The sequence below is a fragment of the Streptomyces neyagawaensis genome (assembly GCF_023516595.1).
In the GTDB taxonomy this organism is placed as follows: domain Bacteria; phylum Actinomycetota; class Actinomycetes; order Streptomycetales; family Streptomycetaceae; genus Streptomyces; species Streptomyces neyagawaensis.
Genome location: NZ_JAMGBG010000065.1, coordinates 108,522 through 119,794, shown reverse-complemented (window position 1 = coordinate 119,794; position 11,273 = coordinate 108,522). Strand labels below are relative to the sequence as shown.

At 72.5% G+C, this 11,273-nt stretch carries 14 protein-coding genes and 1 pseudogene; 10 read left to right on the top strand and 5 right to left on the bottom strand.

Annotated elements, in window-relative coordinates; genetic code table 11:
- Positions 1 to 66 precede the first annotated feature (66 nt).
- Entirely contained in the window at positions 67 to 1,707 is a 1,641-nt protein-coding gene (gene pgm, locus M8J73_RS26100) for a phosphoglucomutase (alpha-D-glucose-1,6-bisphosphate-dependent) (protein ID WP_055541584.1), read from the bottom strand.
- Positions 1,708 to 1,832: 125 nt separating this feature from the next.
- Between pgm and M8J73_RS26095 the strand changes: the two genes are divergently transcribed.
- Both M8J73_RS26095 and M8J73_RS26090 read left to right on the top strand, forming a co-directional pair.
- The gene (locus M8J73_RS26095; RefSeq protein WP_055541585.1) at positions 1,833 to 2,513 is read left to right on the top strand and encodes a class I SAM-dependent methyltransferase; all 681 of its coding nucleotides are present in this window, start codon (positions 1,833 to 1,835) and stop codon (positions 2,511 to 2,513) included.
- A gap of 104 nt (positions 2,514 to 2,617) precedes the next feature.
- Positions 2,618 to 3,823 carry an MFS transporter gene (locus M8J73_RS26090; RefSeq protein ID WP_055541586.1) on the top strand — a complete coding sequence of 402 codons (1,206 nt, stop codon included), beginning with the start codon at positions 2,618 to 2,620 and terminating at the stop codon, positions 3,821 to 3,823.
- Between the two features lie 73 nt (positions 3,824 to 3,896).
- On the opposite strand, the gene M8J73_RS26085 is transcribed toward M8J73_RS26090, so the two are convergent.
- Positions 3,897 to 4,352: a hypothetical protein gene (locus M8J73_RS26085; RefSeq protein WP_055541587.1), complete on the bottom strand. Its 456-nt coding sequence runs from the start codon at positions 4,350 to 4,352 to the stop codon at positions 3,897 to 3,899.
- Between the two features lie 62 nt (positions 4,353 to 4,414).
- On the opposite strand from M8J73_RS26085, the gene M8J73_RS26080 reads away from it, so the two are divergent.
- Positions 4,415 to 5,113: a helix-turn-helix transcriptional regulator gene (locus tag M8J73_RS26080; protein ID WP_206187990.1), complete on the top strand. Its 699-nt coding sequence runs from the start codon at positions 4,415 to 4,417 to the stop codon at positions 5,111 to 5,113.
- A 307-nt stretch (positions 5,114 to 5,420) separates the two neighbouring features.
- Positions 5,421 to 6,086 (top strand): SDR family NAD(P)-dependent oxidoreductase, encoded by a 666-nt coding sequence (locus tag M8J73_RS26075; RefSeq protein ID WP_055541589.1) that lies wholly within the window; start codon positions 5,421 to 5,423, stop codon positions 6,084 to 6,086.
- An 82-nt stretch (positions 6,087 to 6,168) separates the two neighbouring features.
- Here M8J73_RS26075 and M8J73_RS26070 read toward each other — a convergent pair whose 3' ends face one another.
- Positions 6,169 to 6,717, bottom strand: coding sequence for a YciI family protein (locus tag M8J73_RS26070; RefSeq protein WP_055541590.1), 549 nt, complete (start codon positions 6,715 to 6,717; stop codon positions 6,169 to 6,171).
- A 247-nt stretch (positions 6,718 to 6,964) separates the two neighbouring features.
- Between M8J73_RS26070 and M8J73_RS26065 the strand changes: the two genes are divergently transcribed.
- The 4 genes from M8J73_RS26065 to M8J73_RS44905 all read left to right on the top strand — a co-directional run bounded on the left by M8J73_RS26065 (position 6,965) and on the right by M8J73_RS44905 (position 8,758).
- Positions 6,965 to 7,666, top strand: coding sequence for a hypothetical protein (locus M8J73_RS26065; RefSeq protein ID WP_249829124.1), 702 nt, complete (start codon positions 6,965 to 6,967; stop codon positions 7,664 to 7,666).
- A gap of 207 nt (positions 7,667 to 7,873) precedes the next feature.
- Positions 7,874 to 8,440: an LLM class flavin-dependent oxidoreductase gene (locus M8J73_RS26055; protein WP_372504019.1), complete on the top strand. Its 567-nt coding sequence runs from the start codon at positions 7,874 to 7,876 to the stop codon at positions 8,438 to 8,440.
- The gene (locus M8J73_RS26050; protein WP_249829122.1) at positions 8,413 to 8,586 is read left to right on the top strand and encodes a hypothetical protein; all 174 of its coding nucleotides are present in this window, start codon (positions 8,413 to 8,415) and stop codon (positions 8,584 to 8,586) included. Before M8J73_RS26055 ends, M8J73_RS26050 begins: the two co-directional genes overlap by 28 nt.
- Before the next feature lie 37 nt (positions 8,587 to 8,623).
- Positions 8,624 to 8,758 carry a hypothetical protein gene (locus tag M8J73_RS44905; RefSeq protein ID WP_274757677.1) on the top strand — a complete coding sequence of 45 codons (135 nt, stop codon included), beginning with the start codon at positions 8,624 to 8,626 and terminating at the stop codon, positions 8,756 to 8,758.
- 14 nt (positions 8,759 to 8,772) lie between these two features.
- On the opposite strand, the gene M8J73_RS26045 is transcribed toward M8J73_RS44905, so the two are convergent.
- Positions 8,773 to 8,910 carry a hypothetical protein gene (locus tag M8J73_RS26045; protein ID WP_249829121.1) on the bottom strand — a complete coding sequence of 46 codons (138 nt, stop codon included), beginning with the start codon at positions 8,908 to 8,910 and terminating at the stop codon, positions 8,773 to 8,775.
- Between M8J73_RS26045 and M8J73_RS45575 the strand changes: the two are divergent.
- Positions 8,909 to 9,100: pseudogene (locus M8J73_RS45575) on the top strand (HAD family phosphatase); the annotation flags it as partial. The gene M8J73_RS26045 and the pseudogene M8J73_RS45575 sit on opposite strands and share 2 nt — an antisense overlap.
- A 147-nt stretch (positions 9,101 to 9,247) precedes the next feature.
- On the opposite strand, the gene M8J73_RS26040 reads toward M8J73_RS45575, so the two are convergent.
- Positions 9,248 to 9,940, bottom strand: coding sequence for a response regulator (locus M8J73_RS26040; RefSeq protein ID WP_249829120.1), 693 nt, complete (start codon positions 9,938 to 9,940; stop codon positions 9,248 to 9,250).
- A gap of 282 nt (positions 9,941 to 10,222) precedes the next feature.
- Here M8J73_RS26040 and adhP point away from each other — a divergent pair, with 282 nt between their 5' ends.
- Positions 10,223 to 11,233, top strand: coding sequence for an alcohol dehydrogenase AdhP (adhP, locus tag M8J73_RS26035; RefSeq protein ID WP_055540466.1), 1,011 nt, complete (start codon positions 10,223 to 10,225; stop codon positions 11,231 to 11,233).
- Positions 11,234 to 11,273: the final 40 nt, after the last annotated feature.

The following is an 11,273-nucleotide window of genomic DNA, read 5'->3' as shown; positions in this document are numbered from 1 at the left end:
GGGTGTTGATCACCGGGGCCTCCGGGTGGGGTGGGCCGGTTCGCCGTCCGGGACGTTCGAAGCCCTTTACGCCTTCAGGGCCCCCAGCACCACCGACTTGGCTTCCTCCTGGATCCGGGCCAGGTGGTCGGGGCCGTGGAAGGACTCGGCGTAGATCTTGTAGACGTCCTCGGTGCCGGAGGGGCGGGCCGCGAACCAGGCGTTGGCGGTGGCCACCTTGATGCCGCCGAGGGCGGCGCCGTTGCCGGGGGCCTCGGTGAGGACCGTGGTGACCGGTTCGCCGGCGAGGGTGTCGGCGGTGACCTGGCGCGGGGAGAGCTTGGCGAGCAGGGCCTTCTCCTCGCGGGTGGCCGGGGCGTCGACGCGCGCGTAGGCGGGGGCGCCGAACCGGTCGGTGAGCCCCGCGTAGTGCTGCGACGGGGTCCTTCCGGTGACCGCCGTGATCTCGGAGGCGAGCAGCGCCAGGATGATGCCGTCCTTGTCGGTGGTCCACACCGAGCCGTCGCGGCGCAGGAACGACGCGCCCGCCGACTCCTCTCCACCGAAGCCGAGCGTGCCGTCGGACAGGCCGTCCACGAACCACTTGAAGCCGACGGGGACTTCGACGAGTTCCCGGCCGACGTCCGCCGCGACCCGGTCGATCATGCTGGACGACACGAGGGTCTTGCCGACCCCGGCACCGGCCGGCCACTGCTCCCGGTGCGAGAAGAGGTACGAGATCGCCACGGCCAGATAGTGGTTGGGGTTCATCAGGCCGCCGTCCGGGGTGACGATGCCGTGCCGGTCGGCGTCGGCGTCGTTGCCCGTGGCGATGTCGAACCGGTCGCGCTGCTCGATGAGCGAGGCCATCGCATACGGCGAGGAGCAGTCCATGCGGATCTTGCCGTCCCAGTCGAGCGTCATGAACCGCCAGGTGGGGTCGGTGAGCGGGTTGACCACCGTCAGGTCGAGCCGGTGCTGTTCGGCGATCCGACCCCAGTAGGCGACGGAGGCGCCGCCCAGCGGATCGGCGCCGATGCGCACACCCGCGGAGCGGATCGCGTCCAGGTCCAGTACGGCGGGCAGATCGGCGACGTAGGTGCCGAGGAAGTCGTAGCGGCCGGTGCCGGGGGCGGCGAGGGCACGGGCGTACGGGATGCGCCGTACGTCCTTCAGACCGCCGGTGATGATCTCGTTGGCGCGGTCCTGGATCCAGGAGGTCGCCTCGGAACCAGCGGGGCCGCCGCTCGGCGGGTTGTACTTGAAGCCGCCGTCGGCGGGCGGGTTGTGCGAGGGGGTGACCACCACCCCGTCGGCGAGGGCCGACGTGCGGCCGCGGTTGTGGGTGAGGATGGCGTGCGAGACCGCCGGGGTGGGCGTGTAGCCGTCGGCCTGGTCGATGAGGACGGTCACGTCGTTGGCGGCGAACACCTCCAGCGCCGTGACCCGCGCCGGCTCGGACAGGGCGTGCGTGTCGGCCCCGAGGAAGAGGGGGCCGTCGGTGCCCTGGGCGGCGCGGTACTCGCAGATGGCCTGGCTGGTGGCGGCGATGTGGTCCTCGTTGAACGCCGCCGCGAGGGACGAACCGCGGTGTCCCGAGGTGCCGAACGCCACCCGCTGCCCGGGCTCGGCCGGGTCGGGGTGCAGCGCGTAGTACGCCGTGACCAGGCGGGCCACATCGACGAGGTCGTCGGGTCCGGCGACCTGCCCCGCTCGCGCGTCCTGCATTTCCCGCTCCTCCGCAAGGGTCGACCGTTGGGTACGGCCCTCATTCTCCCCTGCCGGGGCCGTCGGGACGCGCACCGGACCGACGTTGTGGCGAACGTTGTGGCGCACGTCCCGCCAGTGCGACGATGCGGGTCGGCCAGCGAAGGGACACCGACGTGACGCAGGAGCACCAACGGCCGCCCGCCGCCGTGCTGTTCGACACCTTGGGAGCAGACTACGAGAGGGCTTTCGCCCATGCCCCGGCGCATCTGGCGGCGTTGGAGTGGCTGGTCGAGCGGCTGCCTCCCGACGCCCGGACGCTGGACGTCGGCAGCGGCACCGGGCGGCCCACCGCGGCGGCGCTGGTGAAGGCGGGCCACTCGGTGCTGGGGGTCGACGTCTCCCCCGTCATGGTGGAACTAGCCGGGCGTCAGGTCCCCGAGGCCGAGTTCCGCCACGCGGACATCCGCGAACTTCCACTGGAGGCCGACTCGTTCGACGGTGTGTGCGTGTTCTTCTCGCTGCTGCAGATGACCCGCGCCGAACAGTCGGCCGTGCTGCGGCGGCTGGCACTGGCCCTGCGGCCCGGCGGGCATCTGGTGCTGGCCACCGTGCCGGCGGACGTCGAGGACGTCGAGGTGGTGTTCATGGGCCAACCCGTCCGCGCGACCAGCTTCGCAGAGGAGGACGTCGTCGCCATGGTGGAGGCGGCGGGCCTGACGGTGGTGTCCCGGCACACCGCTCTCTTCACCCCGGACCACCCGACCGCCGGCCCCGAGCCGCATCTCTTCCTGCATTGCCGGCGCGACGAGACCACCGACCGCTGACCCGAGGGCTCTGTGTGCGAGCGGCTGCCCCGTCCGCCGAACGGCTCGCTAGGGCGGGCCGCGCCGGGGCGCGTGCGCCCGTCCATGCCGTTACCGTCGGCGGTATGGGCAGTGATCTTGGTGGCTGGCGGCGGTGCCTGCTCGGCGGGGCGGTGTTCGCCGTGTGCATGGTCGGCACGACGCTGCCGACCCCTCTCTACGGCCTCTACCAGGAGAAGTTCGGCTTCTCCGAGCTGACGGTCACCGTCGTCTACGCCGTCTACGCCGTCGGGGTCATCGGGGTACTGCTCCTGGCGGGCAATGTCTCGGACTCCGTGGGACGCCGCCCGGTGCTGCTGTGGGGGCTGGGGTTCGCGGCAGCGAGCGCCGTCTGCTTCCTGTCGGCCACCGCGATGGGCTGGCTCTACGCGGGGCGGTTGCTGTCGGGTCTGTCGGCGGGCCTCTTCACCGGGGCCGCCACGGCGTACGTCATGGAGCTGGCGCCGCCCGGGGGTGCGTCACGTGCGACGTTCGTGGCGACCGCCGCGAACATGGGCGGCCTCGGGTGTGGTCCGCTGCTCGCGGGGGTGCTGGCGGAGTACGCCGACTGGCCGCTGTATCTGCCGTTCGCCGTTCACCTCGCCCTGGTGGCCTGCTCGGCCGTCGTTCTGCTGCGGCTTCCGGAAACAGTGCGGGAGCGTCGGCCGCTGAGCACCGTACGGCTCGAGCGGCCGGGCCTGACTCCGGGTGTCCGGGCGGTGTTCGCGCCGGCGGCGACCGCGTCCTTCGTGGGGTTCGCGCTGTTCGGGGTCTTCACATCGGTCAGCCCGGCCTTCCTCGCGCAGTCCCTCGACGTGCGCGACCACGCGGTGAGCGGTCTGGTCGTCGCGCTGGCCTTCTTCGCGTCCACCGGCGGGCAGTTGGCCGTCGGCCCGGTCGGGGTGGGCCGGTCGCTGCCGCTGGGGTGTGCCGCGCTGCTGACCGGTCTGGCGCTGCTGGCGGGTGCGCTGCGGTGGGAGTCGCTGCCGCTGGTCGTGCTGAGCGCGCTCGTCGGCGGCGCCGGGCAGGGGTTGGCGTTTCGCGGGGCGCTGTCGGCCGTGGCCCGCGCCGCCGAGCCGGACCGTCGCGCGGCCGCGATCTCCGCGCTCTTCGTGGTGGCCTACACGGGCATCTCCCTTCCCGTCATCGGGATGGGTCTGCTGACGGAGCCGATCGGCCTGGAGAGCGCGGGCCTGGTGTTCATCGCCTGCATGGCGCTCCTGGTGTCGGCCGCGGGCCTTTATCTGTTGCGCCGCCCGGTACCCGCGCCGGAGGCCGGCGGGGTGCGCTGAGCGTCCGGTCCGGCCTCGGCGGGACGCGGTCTCAGTCCGGTGCCCGCGCGGGTCAGTGCGGCGTCCGCGCCGTTCAGTGCGGCGTCCGCGCCGTTCGGTCCGGCGTCCGCGCGGGGCGGTGGCGCTCGGCGAGTCGGGCGAGGGCGACGGCGCCGAGCAGGAGGCCGAAGTCCCGCAGGGCGATGTCGTAGTAGCCCGGAACGGTCAGCAGGTTGACGATGATGCCGGCGAGCCAGCCTGCCACGAGCCAGCCGCCGAACCGCGGCGCGAGGGCGACGGTGAGGCCGGCGACGATCTCGACGACGCCGACGGCGTACATGGTGGCCTGGGCGCTGCCCGGGACCAGGTCGTCGATCCACGGGGCGAGGTAGGTCGGCCAGTCCACGAGCAGGTTGGCGAACTTGTCCAGGCCGAACAGGATCGGTGCCACGGCGAATCCCGTCCGCAGGATCCAGAACGCCTGGTAGGCGGGGTCGGCGGCCAGGGCGCGCCGGGGCGTGACCGGTGTGGTGCTGAGGGTGGACGGCATGACGCCCTCCTTCTATCGACAAGGTTCACCATCAATAGAAGCTCCGCTCGGCTCTTTAGTCAATGACTGTTGGTTTTACACTGGTGTGCGTGGACCACTCGAACGAAGCACCCGGCGGTGACGTCTCCGCCGTCGCGGCCCTGGACGAGCCGACGCGCCGACGGCTGTACGACCACGTGGCGCGGCAGTCCGGGCCGGTCGGCCGGGACGACGCCGCCCAGGCCCTGGGGCTGGCGCGGCAGACGGCGGCCTTCCATCTCGACCGGCTGGCCGCCGAGGGGCTGCTGGAGGTGGTGTACGAGCGGCGCAGCGGACGCAGCGGCCCGGGCGCCGGGCGGCCCGCGAAGCTGTACCGGCGCTCCGGAAAGCAGATCAGCGTCACCCTGCCCGAGCGGCGCTACGAACTGGCCGGGCGGCTGCTGGCGCAGGCGGTGGAGGAGTCCGACGCGACAGGTGAGGCGGTCCGCGAGGTGCTGCACCGCAAGGCGACGGAGCTGGGTGCGCAGTTGGGCGAGCGGGAGACCGCCGGGGTTACGGACCTGTTGGAGCGCCACGGCTTCGAGCCGCGCCTCGACGGGGAGGCGATCGTGCTCGGCAACTGCCCCTTCCATGTGCTGGCCCGCGAGCACACCGAGACGGTGTGCGGAATGAACCTGCATCTGCTGCGCGGCGTGCTCAGCACGCTCGGGGAGGAGAGCTGGGAGGCCCGCCTCATGCCCTCCCCGGGCCACTGCTGCGTCCGGCTGCTGCCCGTCGCCTGACCGCCGCGCACCGGAGAGGAACGTACACCGGGGGCCTCCGTCAGCGCTTCCGCCCCGCGTGGCAGCCCTTTCCGACCGGGTCGGCGGTCCCGGTGCCGGGTCGGATGCGTTGCCGCCGACTGAGTCACCACAGGTCCCGACTTCCGGGCCATGTGGGCCGCGCACGACCTTCCACGGCCCCCGCGAAGCGGGCACGGCCGACGGCAAGGGCACCGCACGGGAGCCCGGCGAGGAAGCGGCCGAGCGTATCGGTCACACTCGGTGCCGCGGATCACGCCCCGTTACCCACACCTCTCAGGGACCCACCATGACGACCTTCGCCCTCATCGGCGCCGGTGCCGGCCTCGGACTGGCCGCCGCCCGCCGCTTCGGCACCGCCGGTCACACCGTCGCTCTGATCGCCCGCGACGCCGAACGCCTCGACGCCCTGGCCGCCGAACTCGCGCGCGACGGCGTCCGGGCCCGCGGTTTCACCGCCGACGCCCTGAACCCCGCGTCGCTGGCCACGGCCCTGCGGACCGCCGCCGACACCCTCGGCCCCGTCGAGATCCTCCAGTACAGCCCCGCTGTGCGCGCCGACTTCATGAAGCCGGTCCTCGACACCACCGCCGACGACCTCGACGCGCCCCTCACGTTCTCCGTCAAGGGCCCCGTCACCGCGGTGAACGCCGTCCTGCCCGGCATGCGCGAACTCGGCCGCGGCACGCTCCTGTTCGTCAACGGAGGCAGTGCCGTACGCCCCCACCCGGAACGCGCCGGCACCTCCGTCGCCTTCGCCGCCGAGAGCGCCTACGCACGCATGCTCCACGACACGCTCGCCCCGGAGAACATCCACGCAGCCCAGCTGATCATCCCCGGCGCCATCCACCCCGACTCCGAACACAGCAACCCCGACACCCTGGCCGGACGCCTCTACGCCCTGCACACCGAGCGGGACGGCTTCCGCCACTACGCCGAGGCCATGCCCGACTGATCAGTCCCGGTGGATCCGTCCCGGCGGATCCGTCCCGATGGACGCGGACCCGGCGGGCGTCGGCGGGGTGGCGGGCCCCGGTTCAGCGGCGTCCGCCGAACTCCCAGTCGTGGACCTCGATGGCGGCGTACCGGTCCTCGGTCAGGACGGCGCGGGCCGCGTCCGGGTCGGTGGCCCGGACCAGCACGGCCGTACCCAGCCAGGTCTCGCCGTCGTCGGACAGCAGCGGCCCGTACGCGATCAGCCCGTCGTGGCCGGGCGGCACGGTGAGGTCGGCGGGCGCGCCCGAGCCGAGGCCGAGCACCAGGTACCGGTTGCCGCCGGTCCGGCCACCGGGGAACTCCCACATGGTGCGCCCCAGCAGGTTGCGCCACCGGCGCAGCAGGACGTCACGGTAGGCGCCCGCCTGGTAGTTGGGTTCGTCGAAGGCGAACGCGCGGGCGGCGGCGGGATTCGGCAGGTCGACGATGTGGACACTACCGGTGAGGGTCTCGCCGTCCTCGGCGAAGGTCGGGCCGCGGGCGATCAGCTGTTCCGCGTACTGATCCATGTAGGACCAGTGTGCTTCCCCCAACTCCTCGCGCAGGGGGAGGGAGCCGGGCCGGTCGCGGTGGTAACAGAGGAACTCCATGAACACAGACCCTCGCCGACATCGGGCGCCGCCTCAACCGACTTTCGTGATCACGGGAGCCGCGCCCTGTCCTGACCCCGCCGCGCGTGGTCCTGACGACCGACCGGTCGTACGTACTCCCCCTATGTGCTTCCCCGGACGCGTGGCGCCCGTCGTTGATGCTTGACTCGCTGCGGGCTGCGGACTGCGGGCGTCGCGCCGGTCCGAGGTTCTGTCGACGAGAGGTGAGAGTGAGTCCCTGCACGGAGTGCCGTTGACCGAGCGGGTCATCGAGGTCGTACGCCGGGATCCGGGAGCGAGCGCGCTGCCGTATCTGCTGCCGTATGTGAACGTGCCCTGGGTGGAGGGCGGTGAGGCCAGGCCGATGGCGCAGGACGTGCTCGCGGGGGCCGTGTTCCCGTCGGGGCGCCCGCTGTCACCGAGTCTGCGTGCGTGGCTGGCGTACGACACCAGCCTGTTGGCGCGCCATGGGTGGTTCACCCCGGACGGCGCGTTCGCGCCGCGGCCGCTCGACCACCTGGTGGCGGACGAGATGGGCGACTTCTGGGGCGAGTTGTTCGGCCGGCTGTCCGGACGCTTCGCGGAGTGCTTCCTGCTGCCCGGTGGGTCGGACTCACGACGGATCCTGGCCGTCACCGAGCCGGACGACGACGGTGAGTACCCGGTGTTCGCCCTCGATCTCGACGACATGCCGTTCCTGGGGCTGATGTACCCGGGCTTCGACGTATACCTGGCCGACACAGCGGGTCTGCTCCCCCGCGAGGGCGGACTCGACGGCTACACGGAACTGATCGACCACGAGACGTACGGCCCCCGGATGCGCCGGCACGCGACGCAGTGCTTCGCGGGCGAGAGCTGTGTGGAGTACCCCTTCGAGAGCGCACCGGTGTACGCGGAGCTGTGCCCCGAGCCGGGTGGGGAGGGCCCGGTAGGGCGGGCCGCGCGCTGAGCCGGCTTCTGTGCCGCGTGGTCGGGCGCGGGGCGAGACCGGTCGTCGGCAGGGTGAATCGCTTCCGCAGGTTGCCCCGTCGGTCCATCAGACGGCGCGGACGGCGGTTCCCCCGGCTTCAAGTGCAGTGACCTCGTCGGCGGCTGCGGTGGTGTCGGTGACCAGGGTGTGCACCACCGTGGCGGGGCCGACGTGGGCGTAGGCGGTGTGGCCGAGTTTGCACTCATCGCGGGCATCGGGCTCGGCATGCCCGACTGGATGCGCCAGGTCGGGTCCTGGCCCGGGAGTCCCCTGACTCTGATCAAGGAGTACGCGAGAGCGCTGCGCCTGCTCATCGCGGGCGAGCCCGGTCCCGAGAACGGCTGGCACGTCCGCTGCGAGGGCGTGGTCCTCACCGAGATCCCGGACATCGTGCCCCCGGTGATCCCGGGTGTGCGCGGCCCCAAGTCGCAGCGCGTCGCGGGCGAGGTCGCCGACGGGCTCCTCCTGGCCGAGCCCGCCGCCCCCGGCTACATCACCGCGTCCCTGCGTCACCTGGGCCCCGCCGCCTCCGGGAACGCCCCGGAGGTCGTCGTCTACGACGGCGCGGCCGTGGACGACGAGGAGGCCGCCCTGGCCCGTGTCCGCGCGGCCCTGGAATCGGTGGGTGAGCCGGAGTGGGCCGCGCACATCGCCCCCTGCCCTTCGCCGGGGAACTGCGCGCCCACCGCGCCGCCAGCCCCGACGCCCGGCACTTCGCCCGGACGATGCCCGCCGACCGGGTCCGCGCGTTGAGCGTCGTGGGCACCCCCGCCCAGGCCCGAGCGGCGATCGACGCCCGCCACGCCGCGGGCGCGACCAGCGTCGTACTCGCCCCGGCGGGCCCCGACCGCCTGGCCGCACTGGACTCACTCGCCCGCGCCCTGCCCCACCGGCACTGACCCGAACTTCCCCGCCACCCCGAGGGAACCGACCCTCATGTCCACCGACCGCCGCCGCATCGTGCTGTTCGACCTCTTCGGGGCGATCGCCCGCCACCAACGCCCGGGCGCACGGGAGAAGATGGCCGCCCGCTGCGGCACCTCCGTCGACGCCTTCACCACGGCCTACTGAACCCATCGCCCGCCCTACGACGCCGGCCGGCAGACCGCGTCCGCGTACTGGACCGACGTGCTGCACACGCTGTCCCGCCCCGCCGACGCGGGCACGATCGAGGAGCTGCGGCTCATCGACATCGACAACTGGTCCCGCGTCGACGACCGCATGGTCACCTACGTGCGGGCCCCGCGGGACCGCGCCCGGGTCGCCCTGCTGTCCAACATCCCCGCGGACCACGCGGACGCCTTCCTCGCCGCCCAGCCCTGGCTGCACGACCTCGACCACATGGCGTTCTCCGGGAGGATCGGTGCGGCCAAGCCCGACCCCGCCGCCTTCCAACAGTGCGTCGTCGCCCTGCGGGCCACACCCGCCGACTTCCTCTTCGTCGACGACCGCGAGGAGAACGTCCACGCGGCAGGACTCCAGTCTGCTCGATGTCGACGCCGGGAGTGGCCGTGCGGTTGGTTCTGTCGACGGGGGCGGCCCCGCGGCTCGCCCCGGACGTCAGCTGCCGTCCTGCTTGAGCCGGTCCGCGGCCTGGGTGGCGATGACGGCGGCCTGGACACGCCGCTCCACCCCGAGCTTCGCCAGCAGCCGGGAGATGTGGTTCTTGACGGTCTTCTCGGCGAGGTAGAGCCGCTGACCGATCTGGCGGTTGGTCAGCCCCTCACCGATCAGCGCCAGGATCTCCCGCTCCCGTTCGGTCAGGCCCGGCAGGGCGTCCGGCTCGGGCTCCGGCTCCTGGCCCTGCCGCAGCCGCGCCATCAACCGTGCGGTGGCGCTGGGGTCGAGCAGCGACTGGCCGGCGGCGACCGTGCGGACGGCGGACACCAGGTCGGAGCCCTGGATCTGCTTCAGCACGTATCCGGACGCGCCCGCCATGATCGAGTCCAGCAGGGCCTCCTCGTCGTCGAACGAGGTCAGCATCAGACAGGCCAGCTCCGGCATGTTCGAGCGCAGTTCCCGGCACACGGTCACCCCGTCGCCGTCCGGCAGGCGCACGTCCAGTACCGCCACGTGGGGGCGCAGGGCGGGGACGCGGACCAGGGCCTGCTCGACGTTGGCGGCCTCACCGACCACGGTGATGTCCGGCTCGTCGTTCAGCAGGTCGTGCACTCCGCGCCGTACCACCTCGTGGTCGTCCAGCAGGAAGACCCGGATCGGGTTGTCGGGGCCGGGCCGGTCGCCGTCCGCCATCGATTCGCTCCTCGTTCACTCTGCGTCGTTCGCTGAGCGTCGTTCGCTCCGCTTCGATCGCTCTGTTTCGATCGTGCGCCGGACTCCCCCGGGAGGGACGTCCGGCCACTGCCTACCGGAGATCCTCCGCGATCCCGGGCCGAAGGGCCAGGGCCTGAAGGCCCTACCGGGTTACGGGGGCCGGTCGGCCCCACCCTGGAGGACGTCCAGCACCTGCCGCCATGCCGGGGCGCGGCCGAGCCTGAGAACGGCATCGCGTCGACAGAGTTCCGGGAGCATTCCATGAAGGCAGCAGTGGTCACGTCGTTCGGCCGGCCCTTGGTGATCGAGGAGCGGCCCGATCCGCAGCCCGGCCCCGGCCAGGTCCGTATCCGGGTGGAGGCGTCCGGGCTGTGCCACACCGACATCCACGCCGCGCACGGCGACTGGCCGGTCAAGCCCACCCTCCCGTTCGTCCCCGGCCACGAGGGCGTCGGTGTCGTCGAGGCGCTCGGCGACGGGGTGACCCATCTGGAGGTGGGGCAGCGGGTGGCGGTGCCCTGGCTGGGCTGGGCCTGCGGGCGGTGCGAGCACTGCCTGTCCGGCTGGGAGACGCTGTGCGAGCGGCAGCGGAACACCGGCTACGGCGTGGACGGCGGCTACGCGGAGAAGATGCTCGCCTCGGCGGACTTCGCCGCCCCCGTGCCCGACGGCATCGACCCGCGCGACGCGGCCCCGCTGACCTGCGCCGGCGTCACCACGTACAAGGCCCTGAAGGTCGCCGAGGTGCGTCCCACCCAGCTGGTGGCGGTCTCCGGGATCGGCGGTCTCGGCCACCTCGCCGTGCAGTACGCGAAGATCGCCGGAGCGACCGTCGCCGCGATCGACGTCACCGACGCCAAGCTCGACCTCGCCCGTGAGCTGGGCGCCGACATCCTGATCGACGCCCGCAAGGAGGACCCGGCGGAGGTGCTCAGGCGGCACGGTGGGGCCCACGCGGCGATCGCGCTGGCCGTCGACGAGGGCGCCTTCGCCTCGGTGTACGGCGGTCTCAGGCGTGGCGGCAAGCTGGTCATGGTCGCTCTGCCCGCCGGCGGCACCATCCGGGTGCCGATCTTCGACACCGTCCTCAACGGCACGTCCGTGATCGGTTCGATCGTGGGTACCCGCCAGGATCTGGACGAGGTGTTCCGGCTCCACGCCGCCGGACGCACAAAGGTGATCTACGAGACCCGCCCGCTGGAGACGGTCAACGACTCGATCGCCGAGGTACTCGACGGTCAGGTCAAGGCGCGCATCGTCTTCGAGATGTGACTCCGCCACACACCTCCCCCGGAAGCCGGACAAAGGAGCG

Coding starts and splice junctions, on each gene's coding strand:
- M8J73_RS26090 (WP_055541586.1), top strand. CDS start 2,618: ATGGGCAGTGATCTTGGTGGCTGGCGGCGGTGCCTGCTCGGCGGGGCG.
- M8J73_RS26085 (WP_055541587.1), bottom strand. CDS start 4,352: ATGCCGTCCACCCTCAGCACCACACCGGTCACGCCCCGGCGCGCCCTG.
- M8J73_RS26050 (WP_249829122.1), top strand. CDS start 8,413: ATGCCCGCCGACCGGGTCCGCGCGTTGAGCGTCGTGGGCACCCCCGCC.
- M8J73_RS26095 (WP_055541585.1), top strand. CDS start 1,833: ATGCGGGTCGGCCAGCGAAGGGACACCGACGTGACGCAGGAGCACCAA.
- M8J73_RS26040 (WP_249829120.1), bottom strand. CDS start 9,940: ATGGCGGACGGCGACCGGCCCGGCCCCGACAACCCGATCCGGGTCTTC.
- M8J73_RS26080 (WP_206187990.1), top strand. CDS start 4,415: ATGACTGTTGGTTTTACACTGGTGTGCGTGGACCACTCGAACGAAGCA.
- adhP (WP_055540466.1), top strand. CDS start 10,223: ATGAAGGCAGCAGTGGTCACGTCGTTCGGCCGGCCCTTGGTGATCGAG.
- M8J73_RS26070 (WP_055541590.1), bottom strand. CDS start 6,717: ATGGAGTTCCTCTGTTACCACCGCGACCGGCCCGGCTCCCTCCCCCTG.
- M8J73_RS26075 (WP_055541589.1), top strand. CDS start 5,421: ATGACGACCTTCGCCCTCATCGGCGCCGGTGCCGGCCTCGGACTGGCC.
- M8J73_RS44905 (WP_274757677.1), top strand. CDS start 8,624: ATGTCCACCGACCGCCGCCGCATCGTGCTGTTCGACCTCTTCGGGGCG.
- M8J73_RS26045 (WP_249829121.1), bottom strand. CDS start 8,910: ATGCGGTCGTCGACGCGGGACCAGTTGTCGATGTCGATGAGCCGCAGC.
- pgm (WP_055541584.1), bottom strand. CDS start 1,707: ATGCAGGACGCGCGAGCGGGGCAGGTCGCCGGACCCGACGACCTCGTC.